Raw genomic sequence first — 18,962 nt, 5'->3', positions numbered from 1 at the left:
ACCCATTAGGGTTTATTTCGTATGCGAATTTTTAAATAATCTACACCGATCCCTTATAAAAAGTAAAAAAACTCCCCTGGAAAATTCCTAATGAAGTCTTAGCTTGATAGCGATGGGTTTCTCCCCCTACTAATACAACCCTTTAAATTAAGAATAGTTTAACACCTTATCTGGATCTATTTTATGGAATTTTAAAGGGGAATTTTTTAAAAGTTTATCTAGTTCTTTGTTAATTGTTTTATAAATGGTTAAATCGCTTGAACAAGTACGTATGATACCTTTTTTCTGCCCAGTAACCAAACGCGAAAGATTATTATTAAAATGTGGATGGAAAACACATAGAATTTCAAGATCAGATGAATTTGACGCATACTCATTTATTTGAATGGCAATCCACATATTCGCTAAACGATTATGGAATATCAGACATGGAACTTTTTCTATAAAAGCACGCCATTCTATCTCAAGTGTTAATCCATCTGTTACATGTTGAATTTCCATCCATATATTATTTTGGTTTTTATTTAAAGTACTGAGGGATTCTTCTATGGTGGTTTTCGATTGAGAATAATCAATAATTCTTTGAGAATATTGTTGTATTTTATCTTGCAAATTCCTTATGTCTTGTGCAAGAAGTTCTTTTTTAGATAAAAGTGCTTGTATTGGTATGGATTCGTCTATAGGGAAAATTTTTGCGAGAAGTGATCGCGTACGATTACCTAATTTATTTTTGTCTTTTTGTAAATTATGTTCAGTATTACGGAGGGTGTCTTTTTTTTCATGAAGTAATTGTTGATGTTTTTCTAATTGAATCATTACATTATTTTTACCTTGGTTAATATGAACAAGTTCCTGTAATAGGGATTCTTTTTCTATATTATTTTTTTCGATTTGTTCTTGCAATAAGGGAATTGTATCTTGACGTTTCAAGTAATATGAAAAATCTGATGGATTATATGTAGTTTCTGTTGATTGATATTCAGCCATTTTATCAGATATAACTTTTCCTAATCGTTCAATTTTAATAGTAGGTAATCCAAAAGGAAAAGGTTCGTCCTCTTCCAAATCAAATAATACAAGCTGTTGTAAGTACAAAAAGTCCATTTGCAGATAAGGTTTTTTAAAGTCTACATACCCATAACATCCAATTTTTCGGTTTTCTAGGCATATTAAATCATCCTCATTAAAAATATGATCAGGAGAAACAGATAGACGAAAGGGTGGGAATTTTCCATTAGAATCATCTTTAAATAAAATATTTATATATCCACCTGAATTTCGGCTTAGTACTTTCCTAATTGTACCGTGAACAATCATAATTTTGCGTGTTTGATTTATAACAAAGCTTCTTGCTTCTGAAGGAGTCACTAATAGTTCTCCTATTGTAGTCTCCTGATTGTCTTCTGTTTTAACAAGCAACTCTGTCCATTGGTGTTGATAGCGATTATAGATTTCTTGTAGCGCTCCAAAGGATAAGGAGTGTTTAGAAAAGACTTTAGTTCTACCTACTCCTAGAGAGTCACTACGGTCCTTATAAGTAGGTAACTTTTTCTTTAAAATGTTGAGATGAGCACTTCCTTTTCCATCAACTTTAATATCGCTATAATGAGCAGACAATCCTTTGTAATAATCAAAGGGATCATTATAACAGCATTCTGGTGCATGATTTTGTTTCTTTCCGCCTTTTGCAGTTCTTAGTTGAAAATATGTTCCTCCATTTTTTTTATTATCATAGTGTGTTAATATCGGTAATTGCTCTTCTTTTGGTACACTGTTATGTGTTTTAATCCAACATTCGTAACATCCATAACATCGAAAGCAATCTTGGATCTCTTTATAAGCCAAGATGTTTTTTCCGTGTTCTTTCCGGAATAGAAGAATAGATTCAGCACTTTCTTTTTTCCAACCCGTAACAGTTTTTCTTATTGCCCAAGGCATAGAACTAGTAGAGCCCATAGTTATTAATCACCTTTCTGAAAATTATCTATTATATGAATAATTATATTATACATGAATTCAAAATGGGATTAATCGTACATAAGAGAGATGTAAAATTCAATTATAGAAAAATTAGTTTTACAAAAGATACAAAATGTCAAACTCAAAAAAACCAGTGATATCATATACAAGTACTGATATCACTGGTTTTTGTATGGATATTTAACAGTCAATTTTACAAATTATAAAAAGATATGAACTTAGTTTTACTTTCTATAAATGGTTACTATACATGTCCTTTTTTTAGTTGATGGGCATGTATAGTGACCCCTATTAGCGCTCAAGTTGAACAGGATCATATCTTCCCCAAGCATAAGAAGTCATCCCTTTATCATTAACCTGTTTAGTGTAACATGAACTTTGTCCTACAGAAGTAGTACAATAATATGATTTTCCGTCATAATTACGTATAATTTGAGCCTCTGCTTGGCCATCGCTCTAATCTTGAAGTCTCTCAGCTGTGATTTTTGCCCATGCAGTTCTACAACTACTGCTATAACGAAGCTCAAGTGTAGCACCTTGTAAATATAGAGATTGTACAGTAGTAGCACTCTTTGCACAACCAGTGGTTTCCGGATCAGTTCCATCATATTGAAAAGTAGCTGCCTCAATTGGATGATTAGTTAAAAACATGGATGATAAACTAATTAAAAATGTGAAACAAAGTAACATTATTTTTTTATATTTACCCATACTTATCAGCTCCTTATTCTTAATAAATTTTTACCCATCAATATGTTTTTCCATATACTTTTCCTTTAAAATAATAGCTTGACCAACTATCACGAATATCTACATAAAATATGCCTGCTCTCATATTCGTAAAAACATAAAAGAAAACCGATGTGGATGCAATTAATGTTAAAATTCAATATGTGTGTAAAAAACTTAAGAAAGAGAAAAACGTGTCCTAGGTATGCAGTAGTATCAATTGCGCCAACAAAAAGGGATACACATGACAGGACTATAGCTGCAGTTGTTAACATCAATAGCTCGCTGCCAAAAAAGCACCTAATCCATATACTTCAAATATACCGATATAGTATTATTAAATTAGTGAGGTGGAGAAATTGAAAAATAAAATAATTTTACTTGCATCAGATCAGCTTGGTAAAGGAGAAACAGAACTGGGCGAAGGAATATTAGAAACCTTCTTTACCATTCTTAAGCAAAAGGAAGAATTGCCAGCGGCTATTTTTTGCATGAACCGCGGTGTGTTTACATTAACGGATCGCTCGCTTGTTTCTCTCCAATTAAAAGAACTGGAAGAAAAGGGTGTTGACGTTCTTGCTTGTAAAACATGTGTAGACTATTATGAACTTGATGATCAGCTTGTAGCCGGGAAAATCAGTGGGATGGCTCAATTTATTGAGTTAGCCTCAAAATATGAAGTAATTACATTATCTTAAGTTTGAAGAGGGTGTCCCTAAGGTGTCTGGCATCCATTTTTTTAAAAGGAGTTACATATCAAACACTTGGGAATGATTGCGGATAATCTGAATGATAACCTTAGCTCAATCAAAAGAATCGTGATTCTGAGCCTCTTCATCCTGTGATTGCAAAAATAAAAGATGGAGTATAGATAAGGATTTACAAGGTGGAGTTCTTTAATTCTTTTATAGGAAAGTTTGTGGAGAATTGTATTTAAAGTAACAGGTGCTTTAGTTGAATAAGAAATTATAATGGCCGCAATTAAGCGGTCATTTTTCTTTAATTAAACTTTTTTATAAAAACTGGATGTTTTTGCCCATCCCTCGAAAAGGGGTATTAAGACAAAATATTCCATATTGGTTGTAAGCGAATTTAGGATTCAGCCTTAGTTTTTCGATTTGTAACATAAACGTTCGTTTTTGTTACAACATTGGTTTTAAGAAGCATTAACCTTTATTTAGTCAATTTAGCTGTAACAAAATACTGTATCAAAAATAATTTGTCACAATATAAAACTTTTACCTTTTTGTTACATTGATTGGTTTATTAATTGGTATTTTATGTCTTATTCCCCTTTTTCGGGGGATGGGCAAAGAAACCCAATTTAGATTTTTAAACAATTAATCCTTTAGATGATTGATTGTTTAAACGTAAATATGGTTTGTATAAATTAATTAAATTGCTGTAGAGAATTTAATAAGTTTTTATGAATATGTAATAATGTTTGAATTTCTGTTTCCTGAAGTTGTTCTAATGCTAATGACATAGCCTTATAGGAAGTAGAATTTTCAATAGATTTTTTTGATGTTTCTTGACCTTTCGTTGTTACTTTTAATTTTATCTCTCTACGATCTTCTGATGAGGGCTTTCGATCGATTAATCCTAGATTAACTAATTCATCCACATTTACACTTACTGTACTTTTAGGGACTGAAAGTCGCTCTGAAATACTTTTAAGAGTAATATTAGGAATTACATAAATTGTGTTTAAGATTCCCATTTGTTGTACTGTTAATCCTAAACTAGAGGCATTTTGATTTGTAAATTTTATAATTTCTTTATTTATTGCTACAAATGACTGTACAACTTCTGCTTCTTTTTTGAGGTTCTGATTTTTTTGTATCATTGTAGTAACTTCCTCTCTTTTTATATAGTTCAATATTGAATAGTTCATAAATGAACTATTTTAGTATGGACTACTTTCAGAGAAAAATCAATTAAACGAATTTCAACATAAAACTACTTAATTCTAAAAGCAATAAGAATTATTAATACAACACAATATAAATTGTGTTGCATTAGGACATAAAGATACCAATGAAAATGGTCGTTAACGCAACACAATTTATCAAAATGATTTAATTTTGAATACAACGCAATTTAAATCAGCTCGAAAATCCTTAGCGTGGTTTTTTTCCGAAATGCTGGCGGTACCCCAGCTTAGAATGTTTAGATGCAGATCATTGTGATGGAGAGATGGGGGTTAGAACTGGAAAGTTTAAATAGAAGTTTACTCGATCTTCAATAATCGGGCGTTTTAAATGAAAAAAGGTGAATATATGTTACTTAAAATATATTCACCTTTTTTATATTTTCTGCATGGATTTAGCTATTTTAATTAATTCCTCTTTGGATAACTTTACCTAATTTGATTTTACGGTAGCCGATGAGGCTTCGTCATTCCATATTCTTTCCCCATCACCCATAGAGCTAATTAAATTATAAAGAGCTCCTGTATTTGCTAGTCCAATCGCTCGACCTTTCCCATCAAAATCTTCATATATAATTGTATAATCTCCATGGGCATGTGTACGAACAGAAGAAATAGAATCATTAGAATCCCCAGTGAAATTAAAAATTTTCACAGGATTTTTACTTGCAGGTATATTTATAGTAGCCCCGTTACCATCAGCATCTTTATAAAAAGTCGAATGTATGGCCGCTCTATTTACCACTAAGCTACTATTATTCGGGTTCTTTCGATTAACAGGATGTTCTTTTAAGTAGTCTTCAAAATCAGCTTTGTTTTTAAAATCAATTGACATTTGTGGTCCAATCATTCCTTTAATCACTACTTGATAAGGTGCAACAGATTTTGGTAGAGAAGCTGCAGAGGCCTCTGAATTAGATACACCTAGCACTAGAGTTCCAGCTAATAATGCTGTAGAAAGTACGCCAACTATACGTTTCAATATCAACACTCCTTTAAGGTTTATAATACATATTCTATATGCAACATCATAATCTTTAGAAGTAGTGATATTAAATTCACCTAGTTACATTTTAGAAAGTTTCTTTGTCTACAAGGGGTCACCATATCAAAAAAAGAAAATTGTACATTAAGGAATATTTTCACATATTATTTCGTTAGAAAATAAAAACACAGGAAAAGTATTTTCCCCGTGTTTTTTATTTTCTTTTTACTCATTTACGTTAAGTGCATGTTTTCTAAAACAGGCTTTTTCTTTTGTGAATGTCCATCGATTTTACTTTTTTTTGCTGGAAACTTACCCAAAAACTCACTCTAGAAACTATGTCCTAAAAATGTTCGTTTTGGAATTCTTGTATGTAGTTTTAAATGAGCCCTTTAATCCATTCGTAAAAGTATACCTTTACAGATAGGTAGAAAACTATAAAAAAACACGTCTATAAATATCGATTTCTCACTTTGTAGACATCTGTTTATTTTATATACCTTTACAGACTAAATTGGTATAATTACCAATGAGGTGTAGCATATGAAGCATAAAAAATTTGGATATGTCCGAGTTTCGAGTAAAGATCAAAACGAAGAACGACAAATTCAGAATATGAAAGATTTAGGAATAGAAGATCGAGATATTTTCATTGATAAAGAATCTGGAAAAAATATGGAGCGAGAGAACTACCAAATGTTAAAACGTCTCGTTCGTACAGGGGATACCATTGTGTTTGATTCCTTAACAAGACTTGGAAGAAATATGAATGATACATTAGAAGAATTTAGATACTATGAAAATCATAAAGTGAATTTACAATTTATAAAGGAACCGTATATTAACGTCAATTACACTGGTGAAAGTACAAATGACGTCATTCAGAGCGCAATTCAAAAAGCAACACTTACAATATTATCAGCTTTTGCAGAAAAAGAGCGAATCGATATTAAACAACGTCAAGCTGAAGGAATTGCTCTTGCCAGAAAACAAGGTAAACATTTAGGACGTCCTCCTGTCGAAATAACAGAAAAATTTATTGAAGCTTATAAGGAATGGAAATCCGGTTCAATTACAGCAGTAGGAGCTATGAAAAAATATGACATCAAACGATCTTCATTTTATAAACTTGCCAAACAGTATGAGGAAAGAATGAAAGAATAGAGAGACAAAATTTTAATTTGTTAAGATAGTAATTGAGGTAGCACCAACATTCGTTAAAATGTGGGTGGGACCCCTTGTAGTAATTGCTACAAGTTCTTTTTGTTAGATACAGGGGTATTCTAAAAAAACTTCCTTAAAAATTTTAAAAAACATATTGTAATATTATTACTTTTATAATACAATAAACTCATAAAGTTCTTAATATTCAGAAAATTATAAAGGAGGAATTATTATGGCAATCGCAATGGCAATTTTAAAATTTTTAGGTGGAATCATTCCATTTTTTCAAGAACTTCTAAAAGCTTTTGCGTAAACTTTACTTTTTTACAATGAATTATCATCGTATAAATGATCTGTTTATCAAAGTTAAATTGATGTACAGATCATTTGTGTGAGTCTAAATAATAAAAAGGCTTGATTTCCTTACAAGGAATAAGCCTTTTTTATTATTTCTTGTAAAAAAAATATATAGATGTTTTTGGCCATCCCCCGAAAAGAGGAGTTAAATTTTACATAATTTTCGAAAGCGGAAGTTAAAAGTTTTGAGTTTCTTGCTCAATTAAGGCATGCGTTAGTTGAAGTACATTTTTTCACAATCTTTACAGAAATGCTGCCCTTAGTTCAATGAGGAAAAATTACCTTAATTGTAGCCATTACCTCTCCTTTTGTGCGTGGTGGGTGGTACTACCATTTTACAAAAGGATGGTTTCTTTTTGTTTTTCTTGATATAAAAAGGGGCAAAATCCTTCAGTCAATTTCCTATGGCTTTTGGGGCAGCCCTTCTAATCCTTTAACTGATAGAAAACCTGTTCAATTTTTCCTCAGTACCAAGTATGACAGTGTTAAGCTCATTTCCCCATCTCCTTCAACATTAACATAATCTCCTCTATAACAACTTCTGGCTCATCATGATGAATATAATGTCCACTTCGACTAGCAATCCGGTACTTGCTTGACGTTGACAGCCATTGAAATTCTGCTTGGAGTCTTTGCTCAATTTCCAATATTTCTTGAGATGGCCATCCCTCTTCAACATTGTCAGGTAAACCTCTTGTAATAATTGCGAGAGGGAGGTTACTTTGCTTTGAATGATCAACGATTTGCTTATAGCTTTGTATTTTATCAATCTTCTCACTATTTAACATAGGATTCTCGTAATATTCCCTATTTCTTGCAAGCAGATTTTCGGGTAGAACCTTTTCATAGGCAAGTTCTTTATATTCGGGTGCAGCGTCAACCAAAACCATACCGCAGATGTTCAGTGGATAAAGGCTGGCATATAATCTAGCGACCAAACCACCAAAAGAATGTCCCACCAATATATAGGGCTTCTCCACTTCAAGAGCTAGCAACAATTCGTTGAGCTCCTCGACTAGATCATAGCAAGTCGTCGGGACGGATGCGACTTGACCCCTGCCAATACCCGACCTGTTATAGGAAAAGGTTGATGTTTTTTGTGATATTCGGTCTTGGACTTTTTTCCATGTCTCATAGCTATCGCCTAACCCTGCTATGAAGATTACGCTTGGAATACTGTTACGTGAATATTTTTTGAATAGTCTGCGGTTATCACAGATTTCAATTATCTTTTTATTTTGTATAGTCACTTTTAATCACCCAGTTCAATTATAAGCTTCACACTATTAATATTTACATAATATTTTGAGTATTATATAGTTTCGCGAACTTTCTCATTTTTTATTTTGTGACTTCAGCTGAAACCACTCCAAAAGAAATCTGTAGAATACCAATTGATAATTTGCTTACTTCCAAGTCTTTTGTCGTTTTAAACATTTCACACTGAATCGCCGAAATCTATTTGATGTCCTGTACATAAAAATAAACCATCGAAATGATGGTGTTGTTTAACTAAGCACCCTTTTAGGAAGTCCTTTTACAATCTTGTTGTGGGCCAGGAAGAAATGTTAAAGGACATATTCGACAGAGTTAATCAATAATCCTTGTTCAACTAAACTACCAGTTAGTTGAACAAGGATTATTGTATAGTGTATACACATCAGGTTAACATAACGCATCATTATCAGCAGTAACCAAATCTAAGGAATCTGTTCATATCAAGAGTTTTCCAGCCTTCTGTTCCCTCCGCTGTATGTAGGATTGCATACAGCCCTGTTACAACAGCATTTGGTAGTTCAAACCGTTCTCGTAGCCCGCATGAAATCCTGCATATCATTAGCGTATAAAATCCGCGTTTTGCCATCAGTATCTCAAAAAGAACTTGTAGTGATTGCTACAAGTTCTTTTTGGGATACTCCATTTTGTTTGTTATTAACTATATTAAGACGTTTAAAAAGATTCTTAGAATAAGTGGAAAGTTTTTTCTTAGTACTTGCATATATTTTAATTGTAAGTTAGGGAAAGGGGATTGATAGTACAGTGATATATCAATATGAAATTGACTTTTCCGTAATGTATAACGACAGGGTAACAACCGTACAATCCGCAACAGTTCCAGCTCAGTCTTTAGAATTCGCAAAAGAAAAATTAAAAACAGAAGTTAAACGAAGGATAGGTAATTGTGAAGTTTTGATTTGCTCCGCAAGCTTACAAGTTTCAAAAGACAAAAAGTATAGTATTATGATCTAAACTGTAAAATGCAAACCTTAATTCAGGGTTTGTATTTTATATATCCTATTATGGTACGTGAAATTTTTAAAATCTTTATTGAACATAAACATGGAAGAATAGTATTCGACATATTACGAATGAGTTTATATAAAATAATTAAAATTAAATTACCAATCTATGAAACACAAAAAAGCTGAATCCCTTCTTACAGAAGGAGTTTCAGCTTTTTATTTTTTAAGCATACACTTTACAACAAGTTGCATTTATACTTCAGTTTATTCGCAACTTGTAGCTATTACTATGTATGCTATATTCCATAAAATTATTACAAATTTTTTTTACTTCTCTTTTAAACTATATGCTATATCCCATAAAATTATTCATTTATCTAAAGTTTAGAAAACTAAAGATTTGGACATGCTTTTAGTAAAATTAAATAATTGAGGTGACACATATGTCTTGGTTCAAAAAGCCTAGATCCAATCTTGGTAAATTTCTAGATAAACATAATATTAAACAAGTAGACTTAGCGCAAAATTCTGGTGTAAGTGAAGGTACGATTAGTAAATTGTGTAGAGCAAATACCTTTTATCCTTCTTTAAAAAATGGACAAAAGATTATTAAAACATTGAGGAAAATGACTCACAAAGAGATTCACCATGATGATTTTTGGATGTAACTTAAAACATATCATCCATTACAAATGTTCTCATGAAAACATTTTGTTTTACAGTATATTGCTCTAATTTAGATTGGCGGTAATTTGATAGTGTAAAGAAAATGATTACTGGAACAATATTATTCTGTCGTTTATAGATATCTGTTATATGGCCATATAACTGTATTTTATGTTCATTTGCTTTCATGTGTTGCATACGATCTATTTCAACAAAATGGGGGACTTTATCCTCAAAGTAAATTGCATCTGGAATTATTTGATGTTGCTGACCATTGATTGAAAATTCTATGGGTCGCTCCGTTTTCCATTCAGGAAATCCAAGCCACATCCAACCTTCATTTCGCATTAATATATGTTGTAATTGACTATTTTTCTTTACTTCCTTTGTCACTCCTAATAAATCACGTCCTTTTTTATTAAGGTAATAAACATGCTCACGAGCCAATTTAGTGATATGGCAATATGGTTGTAGATCCTTTAGTATTCGATTTGCATTTCGGATACTCCCTAAGCAATGAATGGCTTGCAATTGCCTTCTGGTTGCAAAGTCTAATTTACTCAAAGTGGATAAAATCTCGATTTGCCTTGCTTTCTGTTTGAGGGTTTGATGCCTCATGTTGTTTCACCACCTTGTATTGCTTCAATAAATCCCACATATCTTTATCCTTTAAATAAGGAACTTGAATTTCTTCTGTACGATCCGTTTTAAATAATGCTCTACCTGGAAGAGAAGGGAGCTCTTCAAGACCTGATTCATCTAGTGCCACCTGAGAAGCGACTGCCGTTGGTAAACGAAAACCTAATTTTGCGTCGCTATTTTGTTTGATTTGCCTTGGTAGGGTGTCAGCAGTTGGATATTGCGTGCAAAAAATCAATCTAAATCCTAAACCTCCTCCAATTCTTGCAATCTCAGATAACATCTCCTGGCATATATACAATAGGTCCCGTTGTTTCTTAGGTAACCCTTGCGTTGGACAAAGATTTGCTCCTTCATCTACTATAATGAAACAACGTTCTTTAATTGATGTGTCTACAATATTGTTAAAATAGGACTTTTTCATTATCTCAATCTGGTTCACCATCTTTTCACGTACTCTAACTAACATCTCTAACGCCTGTTCTGGATTTTCAGCAACTTCTACTACTTGCGACAGATCTTTATAAGGACTAAATTCTAGTCCTTCTTTCAAATCAATGATGTGAAATTTTACATGCTGAGGTTGTTGTAGAATCAAACTCGTCATTATATTTTTTAGAAATACTGTCTTTCCAAAACGAGTCATGCCACTTACGCACATATGTGGTGTTTTCTCGAAATCATGATATATGTGTTTATCTAATGCTTTCCCTATCATAACGTTCCATGTGTGCTCTTTTAAAAGGTCCTTAGACCAATTCCATCTCTCCGGTATTTGTTGCTTAAATACTCGAATATATAGTTCTCTTTGTTGAAATGAAATTTTAACAGGTTTGTATAATCCTTCTTCTAATACTTCAGCTAACTTTTTAATAAGTTGGCTAGGTATGCCTAACGGTAATTTGTAGACATAATTTATACTTATGTCATCTTCAACTTCTTTTATAAAAATGGGATATTGTAGTTCACCTTTGTGCTGAACGCATACCTTTGTAATCTCAAAAAAAGTTGCAATTTTTTTCTTATCAGTCATCCCTTTATTTTGATAAAAATAAGCTACTGTTATAAAGGTTACTGGGATTAATAAAAGTGACATCATCTCCTCCATGCCTCCTATTAGGTAGTTGAGCATGTATGGAAGGTAAAAAAGGCTAAATCAAGGTGCATTACTACAACTATTTTCAACTACCAGTTGTAATACTAACGTAGAAACACATCTAGTATATCTATTAGCACGTACCAAACTGTACCAATCAGTAGGCATTTAAGCCCCGCACGTAGCAACCAATCTGGAAGGTTTAAACCTTTCTTTTTCAATAATTTGATTCCTAAAACTGAAGCACCGGTAACACCATAAACAACACCTAATTCTCCAATAATAGTCATGTTATTTCCATCCTTTCGGCTTGATGGATAGCTTTCCTTGGCAATCTTTGTACAATTGATAATCATCAAGCAATTCATTCCAGGACACAGCCTGTTCATCCCCATACAGATCCTCTTCAATTTTTTGACTCAAATAATAATAGCCCCTGTATTGTCGATCTAGGTATACTTCATGCCGTAGCATGTGTTCTTGTATAGCACAAATATCCTCCTCCTTGTTTGTATTGTTAAACATTTGGCGTAGGGTTTTCGAAGAATACAAATAAGGTGTACTGTACAACATTTGATATTGTCCCATAACTCCTCACCATCCATATAAATTTCTAGGCGCATTTAATAAATATGATGATGATTCACTTTTTCGAATTTGTACTAAAAAAAAATACAAGAGTGCCATTTACTGGACTACTCTTGTACGTTAATTTAAAGGTATTTAAACAACAAGGTTACTCAATTTTTTACTAATGTTTTTAAATATTCATATCCGTCTCTTGTAATCAGTAGCTCTCTACCCTTCATTTCTACGCTACCCTTCAATAACATATTTGAATGTCTCACCCAAAAAAAATATATATATTTAGGGTTTTTACCTAGCTTTATACTCGCTTCACGAGCCGTTAAGATCTCATTCCATATGTATGACAAAAATGCCCCACCCCCTAGCATCTTAATTTATTTATTCCATTCACAAGGTACTATACATTATCCTTTTTTGATGTCCTTTAATTTTTTATCTTTCATTTTCTTTTTTACGCTGTTGCTGCTGTCTTTGTTGCTCTTGTCTTTCTATTTCCACTTCTTTCTCTTTTCCTAAACTTCCATAAAGTAAATTTCGTTCTTTTGTCATGAATGACAACTTATAATGCAATTCAGCTTCATCAGTTATGTCATAATTCTTTTTGAGATAGTTCATATCACGCTTGGCAACATCATACTGTTTAAATTCATGATAATGCTCTTGTTTAAACGCCATTTTATTTTCAGCTTTTTTATACGCCACGATTAAAGGATGACTCTTTTTATAAGTTTGGAAACAACCCTTCATTTTCTTTAGTCTAAAAATTTCATTATCAATACCTAAAAGTTGCTTTTCAAAGCTGTCAATTAACGCTTCCTTACTTGCTTCAATTTCATCAAGTTCTGAAAGTGAAACATTTAGTGTATATAGCTTAGAGCTTAATTCATTTAAGTAATTAATATTTTGTTTAGTAGCCCACCGTTGAAGTCCCTTATTATTTTTAAATTTCGCTTGTGATTTATCTATCCATTGTCTGTTCATTATGCTCGTTTTGATCGGTGAATAACCTTTGTTTTCTATTCTGTATTTGATAGAGGATTCAAGGTAATTAAACCCCATTGTTTTAGTACGCATAAATTCCCCTGACTTTGGATTCTGAAACGATAAATATTTCCCTTGTTTATGCTCATATCCTTCTTTTTGCATGAAGCTTAAAAATTCATCAAATGAATTTGATTTTGATATATTTTTATCAATTATTTCTTCTAATTTTCCTTTGAAGGATTCCTTCTTTGATCTAGCTACATATTCGTTAAAAGCTACATATTTTTTTCTTCCTTTTCTTCCTGCTTCGATTATCGACAAACCATATTTTTCAGAGATTTTATCATTTTCTAGACGTAATCTATCCAAAGAATTTGCACGCTTAGAATCGAACATTTTTAAGTGATTAAAATCAATATCATTGAAAATAATATGATTGTGTAAATTATCTGTTTCTGTATGTGTAATAACGGTATATTGATGATTGCCTTTCAGATAATTATCAGCAAATTCAATTCCGTACTGATGAACTTGCTCTGGTGTTAAAATATCGTCACCATCAAACGATTGAATTATCATTCTTGCACTCATATTTTTATTGCTGTTATTTTTTTCGTTGTAATCAACTAAAACACTTTTAAAATCTCTCTCTATTGTTTCGATACTACATTCATAAGATGTAACTAATTCCTCATTGGTTTTATGGTCTTGCATACCGTAATTAATGAATGCCCCTAAATTCCTAACTTTTTGTATTTTAACAATAGACATTGTAATCAGTCCTTAATTAATAAATTTCATATTCATCTAATATATCTTTCAGTTCAAACCAATCCTCATTTGAAAAAACATTATCGAGTTTGGATAACTTAAATTTCAATTTCTGTGCAAAAATAAAAATGCTATCAGCCATTTTTATTAATTGGTCATCATCTAACTTATAAAGCGTATCTCCATATAAATATTTCCATACATATTCTGTAAATGCCGCACCTTGTTTAGGCGAGTTTTCTATGCATTCTATAATATAAACAAAATCTTCTTTTATCTTTTCATACACTTCTTCTAAAACTAAACTTTTTGGTATCTTAATTTGATTATCCGATAATGATTTTATCAATTTTTCCTTCTGTTTTTTACTCAAGCTATCACTATTAAACTTTGTTTTTAAATCAAGTAATCGATCATATTCTGTATTAATTAATTTTATGATTTTCTTCTGATTAGTTTTCAAAAAATCAATATCATAATCAGTATAAATTCCATCTGTATTGATCCTTCTAATTAGGCTATTTATGTTCTTACCAATATAATTTATTTCTTTAGTTAAATCTCTATAAGCTTTCATATCCACGTCAAGTTTGAAATGTGATTTTGTTGAATCAATAACAAATGCTGAAGTTGACTTATATCCCATTTCTATAGCTTTATTTTTTATCATTTCTTTATCTTTTTCATCTAAAGTTATTTGCAAATATGTTTTATGAATAAACCCCATAATTTCACCACCATTTTTTTTAATTAATCGAGCGAAGCGACAACAAATATATAAGTGATTTTGTAAAAAATCGCTTATATATATTTGTAAAGGTCGTAGGAATCTCCTACCAAGTCAAAAACACCGTTTTTGGGGATTACCATGGTAATCCCGTAGCTTGCCTTTTGCTAAAACCCCAATAAATCTTTCTGAAAATTATATCATCTTTAGCTAATATATGGTGTAATTTGGTAAAATAATTTATAAAGGGGTTGGTATAAAAATGGTTTCTGTAGATGAACATACACCGGTCGCAATGGAAGTTTTAGCACAAACCATAAAATTATCAGAGCAAGCTTTATTACGTCTTTTAGAAGCATTAACAAAGTTACTGGAAAATAAAGAACAAGATCCAAAAGATTATATTCTTGATGAAAACACCAAAGATGGTAAGCAAAAAATCGACGAGCTTATTAAAAAGCATGAAAAAAGTGGTGGCGTAATTGCTTTAGATGAAAATTTAACTAAACAGCAATTACGTGATTATCAATAAGAATTAAAAAAATTAGGCGTGGATTTTTCCGTTGTGAGAAATGGTAAAGAGGATTATTCTTTCTTCTTTTCCGCAGCACAAGCAAATGTAATTGAAAAAGCATTAAAAAATGTAGTTGAAAAAAAATTGCAGTATTAGAAAATGAAGAAGTTAAAAAAGTAGAAAAAGATTTAGAAGAAGTTCGTGAAGATTTAACAAAAGAACAAGCTGAAGAAGTAAAAGAACCCTATGATAAAAATTCTACATCAGAAGAAGAAATTCCTAAAGAAAACATTATTACTGTAGTTCGCAAACAATGTTGGATGGTTTAACAATCGGGCGCGTTACTGGAACAATGATAGTGCGGTTTCTTCTTCAAGTAACGGGGACAAGTTAATGGAAGAGGCTATGTGAAAATATAAATTTATGTGTTGATGCTAAATGTAATATACAAAAGTCAGGAGGTGATTATATGGAGAAATCTATACATTATACGATTGAGCCCCCTGATAACTTTGAGAAATTACTAACCCTATATGAATCTTTAGGATGGAATTCACTTAAATTAACAGTTAATGAATTGGAACAAATTTGTAATCAAAGTTGGTATGTAATATATGCTTTTGATAAGCAACAATTAGTAGGTATGGGACGTGTTATTTCGGATGGTGTAATTACTGGAATTGTATGTGGAGTGGGTGTGCCACCAAGCTATCAGTCTGAGGGAATCGGAAAAGAAATGGTGAATCGAATTATTCAACATTGTGAGCAAAATCGAGTAACTCCTCAACTTATGTGTGTAGAAAGTTTGGAAACATATTATGAAACTTTTGGATTCAAGAAATTTACCATTGGTATGACAAAGAATATAAATCGATAAATTTAAATTAATTTATTGTAGGGGCCTTGGTAGAAAAATCGTAATTTTCCGCCAAAACCCCTTGTAGAATTAACAGATGCTTATATTGAATAAGCAATAATCTTCAACATAGGTAGAAATGATCAAACTTTTTTATAAAAACCAAAATTAAATCTACTGAAAAAGAATCCATTTTGATCAGTCTTTTTTCAAAATGGATTCTTTTTATTTATCGTCAAACTTGGGATTACGAGGTGTTTTTAAACAAACTTTATTTCAAAGCTACACCTGATGGTATGCAAATTAGACAACAAAAGTACTTGAATAGCATAGTAGAACAAGATCATCGTTTTATTAAGAAACGCGCACGCTCTATGCTGGGATTCAAATCATTTAAAACAGCAACGTTTATATTGAGTGGGGTGGAATCCATGCATATGATAAAAAAGGGACAGATTGATTTACGGAATCAGTCTGTCCAAAGTCAGAAAGAGTTTATTCATCAAGTGTTTGGACTTATAGCATAAAATACGAGAATCTACTACCATCCATGTTCTTCTTCATATATTTGCACCAGAACCGTAATTACCGATGAAATTAAAAATAAATCTAAACAAATCGAAGAATCTAGAACAAATAAAGTAAACAAAGTACTGATCTAATTTATATTTCTTAATACAATAATAGATAAATATAGTAAAATGGTAGTTGGTTGGGAATACGATATACTTGTAAGTATTATTAAAATTAAAGTGGTTATCAAGTCAAATAAAGGCACTCATAAGAGTGTCTTTTCTTTATGAAAAAATCCCCACACATTGTGCAGGGATCCTATGTATTATTTCGTTACCAGTTCTTTTTTCTTGGATAAATGATTTTTTACAGATGTTTTAACCTTCTGTAAATCTAACTTTTCATTTGGAATAATGTCCATAATGTTGGATTTAAACAAAAAGTGTTGTTTCTCATCAGTCTCAACATAAATCATATATTGTTCTCTTCCGACTACTTTCCCCTTTAATGACTTACTATTACTCAACACAAACGTACACTGTATTTCATAATGCTCTAGATACATTAAGATACTATCAAAAAACATATGCATGATCTTCATCCCCCTTTTGATTCAAGTATAACAAAAAAAGATCATCAAACGACGGTCTTCTCTTTTACTCTTCTTTTTTCAGCAAATCTCTGCTATGATGAAAGATAGATACATAGATTTTCAAACAAATAACTTTATATAAAATTAAAAAACCCCCGGCTCAGTTTTCAGATGGTAGAAGAAGGTTGGTCGCCAGAACACCATTTAAAAACTCCCAAAGCAGAGGTTTTGTAAATTACGTCATTAAGTTAATACTATCTATAACGATAGTATCATAACTTTAAAAAAACGTAAATACAAATCCTCTACTTTCCTATACCCAATTTTAAGCCGGGGAGGAAAATGGAGGATTTTTTATTATGACTAATGATGTTTTTAAACACGCTCGGAAACGCGGGCACAGTGTTGTGGAAAATGCACTATTGGATGATTGTAACCTAACTGGAATGGCGAAATACCTTTTAATTCAGTTCTGTTCGCATCGTGATGGAGTCTGGAAGGTCAATATGCCAGACATTATTAAACGTTCTAAAAACGGACGTGATGCACATTATAACGCACTTAAAGAATTGATACATAATAAATATGCTGCTCGTGTTAAAGTTTTAGAAAAGGGTAAGTTCATACAACAAATTTACATTTACGGACAGATAAAAGAAGATGTAGCTGAAATGTTAGAAGAAACTCTAGAAGAATTAAAAACACAAGGTTATACGGTTCGTGTAGAGTTCGGGGAGCCGCTTCCTGAAAATCAGGAAATGGTTTCCGAACGTTCGGAGAGCTCCGAAAATCCACTTACTGAAAATCCGTATGTGGAAAACCCGAATCCGGAAAGTCAGTACAATATAAATAACCAAAGAAAAAATACCAAAAAAGAAAATACCAATACATATATAAATGATATAGCGAAATTTGATGATGATAAGCGAAGCTTCTCTTCTCCTTTCTTAACTGAAGAGCAATTAAATTTAATCGTTAATACTCTTCGAGAAGCTACAAAAGACGAATTAACAGATAGAAGCTTCAAGTCTGTTTTACGAAAAATAATGGATAAATACAATCAAGGGAAGATCTCTAACTTTAGGGATTATTTGATTACGGCATTGGTTAATAAAATTGAAGATTTGGAACTTCGTAGAATTAAAGAGAATGCAAAGAAACAATTAGAGTCAGACAAACTGGATAGAAATATGGTAGCTAAGTCACTTTCGGAACATGAATATACAGGTAAAGTTCCGTTTTATGATTGGTTAGCTTCATAAACGAATTTTTAATTACCAAAGATGTTTCCTTGCTGATATAAAAGGTCAAGAATTTGTGATTGATGATCAGTTTAATCCAATAAAAAATTGGATATTAAATGGCGGAGAAAATGATTTTGTTACTTTAACAAGGAAAGGTGAAAACTTTAAATTAATTAGTAATCTATATATAACTGAATTGTCTTTTCGACATGTGGATTAATACTCCCCAAGCCGACGAAGCACGGCTTGGGGAGTGATAGCGATGTCTGATAGAAAGCCTTGTACTGCCTCTTTTATGGATGCTTGTGTCGGATGAAATCTGTTGGCAATGACCTGTTGTTTTAACCATTTCCACAGTCTCTCAATTGGGTTCAGATTCGGTGA

At 31.9% G+C, this 18,962-nt stretch carries 21 protein-coding genes and 1 pseudogene; 9 read left to right on the top strand and 13 right to left on the bottom strand.

The features are described 5' to 3' along the window. Positions 1-147 precede the first annotated feature (147 nt). Positions 148-1,956, bottom strand: a complete 1,809-nt coding sequence (locus MR076_RS24740; RefSeq protein ID WP_242225144.1) for a hypothetical protein — start codon at positions 1,954-1,956, stop codon at positions 148-150. 480 nt (positions 1,957-2,436) lie between these two features. After that, complete coding sequence (locus tag MR076_RS24735; RefSeq protein ID WP_242225141.1) at positions 2,437-2,691, bottom strand: DUF2690 domain-containing protein; 255 nt, start codon at positions 2,689-2,691, stop codon at positions 2,437-2,439. A 377-nt stretch (positions 2,692-3,068) separates the two neighbouring features. Here MR076_RS24735 and MR076_RS24730 point away from each other — a divergent pair, with 377 nt between their 5' ends. After that, positions 3,069-3,407, top strand: a complete 339-nt coding sequence (locus MR076_RS24730; RefSeq protein WP_242225140.1) for a DsrE family protein — start codon at positions 3,069-3,071, stop codon at positions 3,405-3,407. A gap of 692 nt (positions 3,408-4,099) precedes the next feature. Here MR076_RS24730 and MR076_RS24725 read toward each other — a convergent pair. Both MR076_RS24725 and MR076_RS24720 read right to left on the bottom strand, forming a co-directional pair. Then, positions 4,100-4,555: a MarR family winged helix-turn-helix transcriptional regulator gene (locus MR076_RS24725; protein WP_242225138.1), complete on the bottom strand. Its 456-nt coding sequence runs from the start codon at positions 4,553-4,555 to the stop codon at positions 4,100-4,102. A 517-nt stretch (positions 4,556-5,072) separates the two neighbouring features. Beyond that, positions 5,073-5,630: a hypothetical protein gene (locus MR076_RS24720; protein WP_396021738.1), complete on the bottom strand. Its 558-nt coding sequence runs from the start codon at positions 5,628-5,630 to the stop codon at positions 5,073-5,075. 537 nt (positions 5,631-6,167) lie between these two features. On the opposite strand from MR076_RS24720, the gene MR076_RS24715 reads away from it, so the two are divergent. Next, positions 6,168-6,788, top strand: coding sequence for a recombinase family protein (locus MR076_RS24715; protein ID WP_242225134.1), 621 nt, complete (start codon positions 6,168-6,170; stop codon positions 6,786-6,788). 848 nt (positions 6,789-7,636) lie between these two features. Here MR076_RS24715 and MR076_RS24710 read toward each other — a convergent pair. Continuing rightward, a complete protein-coding gene (locus MR076_RS24710; protein ID WP_242225132.1) occupies positions 7,637-8,395 on the bottom strand; it encodes an alpha/beta fold hydrolase in 759 nt (252 codons plus the stop codon). A gap of 790 nt (positions 8,396-9,185) precedes the next feature. Here MR076_RS24710 and MR076_RS26650 point away from each other — a divergent pair. Both MR076_RS26650 and MR076_RS24700 read left to right on the top strand, forming a co-directional pair. Beyond that, positions 9,186-9,395: a hypothetical protein gene (locus MR076_RS26650; RefSeq protein WP_242225130.1), complete on the top strand. Its 210-nt coding sequence runs from the start codon at positions 9,186-9,188 to the stop codon at positions 9,393-9,395. 436 nt (positions 9,396-9,831) lie between these two features. Next, positions 9,832-10,056 carry a helix-turn-helix domain-containing protein gene (locus MR076_RS24700; RefSeq protein WP_242225128.1) on the top strand — a complete coding sequence of 75 codons (225 nt, stop codon included), beginning with the start codon at positions 9,832-9,834 and terminating at the stop codon, positions 10,054-10,056. 1 nt (position 10,057) lies between these two features. Here the strand turns inward: MR076_RS24700 and MR076_RS24695 are convergent, their stop codons facing one another. The 6 genes from MR076_RS24695 to MR076_RS24670 all read right to left on the bottom strand — a co-directional run bounded on the left by MR076_RS24695 (position 10,058) and on the right by MR076_RS24670 (position 14,859). Then, positions 10,058-10,672, bottom strand: a complete 615-nt coding sequence (locus MR076_RS24695) for a replication-relaxation family protein (RefSeq protein ID WP_242225126.1) — start codon at positions 10,670-10,672, stop codon at positions 10,058-10,060. Next, positions 10,611-11,792, bottom strand: coding sequence for an FtsK/SpoIIIE domain-containing protein (locus MR076_RS24690; RefSeq protein ID WP_242225125.1), 1,182 nt, complete (start codon positions 11,790-11,792; stop codon positions 10,611-10,613). Before MR076_RS24690 ends, MR076_RS24695 begins: the two co-directional genes overlap by 62 nt. Positions 11,793-11,893: 101 nt before the next feature. Next, complete coding sequence (locus MR076_RS24685; RefSeq protein WP_090999429.1) at positions 11,894-12,079, bottom strand: hypothetical protein; 186 nt, start codon at positions 12,077-12,079, stop codon at positions 11,894-11,896. A gap of 1 nt (position 12,080) precedes the next feature. Continuing rightward, the gene (locus tag MR076_RS24680) at positions 12,081-12,377 is read right to left on the bottom strand and encodes a hypothetical protein (protein ID WP_242225123.1); all 297 of its coding nucleotides are present in this window, start codon (positions 12,375-12,377) and stop codon (positions 12,081-12,083) included. Between the two features lie 432 nt (positions 12,378-12,809). Continuing rightward, positions 12,810-14,132: a relaxase/mobilization nuclease domain-containing protein gene (locus MR076_RS24675; protein ID WP_242225122.1), complete on the bottom strand. Its 1,323-nt coding sequence runs from the start codon at positions 14,130-14,132 to the stop codon at positions 12,810-12,812. Between the two features lie 16 nt (positions 14,133-14,148). Further along, positions 14,149-14,859, bottom strand: coding sequence for a hypothetical protein (locus MR076_RS24670; protein ID WP_242225120.1), 711 nt, complete (start codon positions 14,857-14,859; stop codon positions 14,149-14,151). A 262-nt stretch (positions 14,860-15,121) separates the two neighbouring features. Between MR076_RS24670 and MR076_RS24665 the strand changes: the two genes are divergently transcribed. The 4 genes and pseudogenes from MR076_RS24665 to MR076_RS24655 all read left to right on the top strand — a co-directional run. Continuing rightward, positions 15,122-15,391, top strand: a complete 270-nt coding sequence (locus tag MR076_RS24665; RefSeq protein ID WP_242225118.1) for a hypothetical protein — start codon at positions 15,122-15,124, stop codon at positions 15,389-15,391. Positions 15,392-15,409: 18 nt separating this feature from the next. After that, positions 15,410-15,529 (top strand): hypothetical protein, encoded by a 120-nt coding sequence (locus MR076_RS26645; RefSeq protein WP_313897366.1) that lies wholly within the window; start codon positions 15,410-15,412, stop codon positions 15,527-15,529. Between the two features lie 313 nt (positions 15,530-15,842). Continuing rightward, on the top strand, positions 15,843-16,250 hold the full coding sequence (locus MR076_RS24660; RefSeq protein WP_242225116.1) for a GNAT family N-acetyltransferase: 408 nt from the start codon (positions 15,843-15,845) through the stop codon (positions 16,248-16,250). A gap of 263 nt (positions 16,251-16,513) precedes the next feature. Then, positions 16,514-16,756: pseudogene (locus tag MR076_RS24655) on the top strand (DDE-type integrase/transposase/recombinase); the annotation flags it as partial. A gap of 311 nt (positions 16,757-17,067) precedes the next feature. On the opposite strand, the gene MR076_RS24650 reads toward MR076_RS24655, so the two are convergent. Continuing rightward, complete coding sequence (locus MR076_RS24650; RefSeq protein ID WP_242225114.1) at positions 17,068-17,334, bottom strand: RNA chaperone Hfq; 267 nt, start codon at positions 17,332-17,334, stop codon at positions 17,068-17,070. Between the two features lie 359 nt (positions 17,335-17,693). Here MR076_RS24650 and MR076_RS24645 point away from each other — a divergent pair, with 359 nt between their 5' ends. Continuing rightward, positions 17,694-18,596 carry a hypothetical protein gene (locus tag MR076_RS24645; RefSeq protein ID WP_242225112.1) on the top strand — a complete coding sequence of 301 codons (903 nt, stop codon included), beginning with the start codon at positions 17,694-17,696 and terminating at the stop codon, positions 18,594-18,596. A gap of 198 nt (positions 18,597-18,794) precedes the next feature. Here MR076_RS24645 and MR076_RS24640 read toward each other — a convergent pair whose 3' ends face one another. After that, positions 18,795-18,935, bottom strand: coding sequence for an integrase (locus tag MR076_RS24640; RefSeq protein WP_242225146.1), 141 nt, complete (start codon positions 18,933-18,935; stop codon positions 18,795-18,797). Positions 18,936-18,962: the final 27 nt, after the last annotated feature.

It is taken from the genome of Bacillus cereus group sp. BfR-BA-01380, assembly GCF_022663535.1.
In the GTDB taxonomy this organism is placed as follows: Bacteria; Bacillota; Bacilli; order Bacillales; family Bacillaceae_G; genus Bacillus_A; species Bacillus_A cereus_BB.
This window is presented reverse-complemented; position numbering and strand designations above follow the sequence as displayed.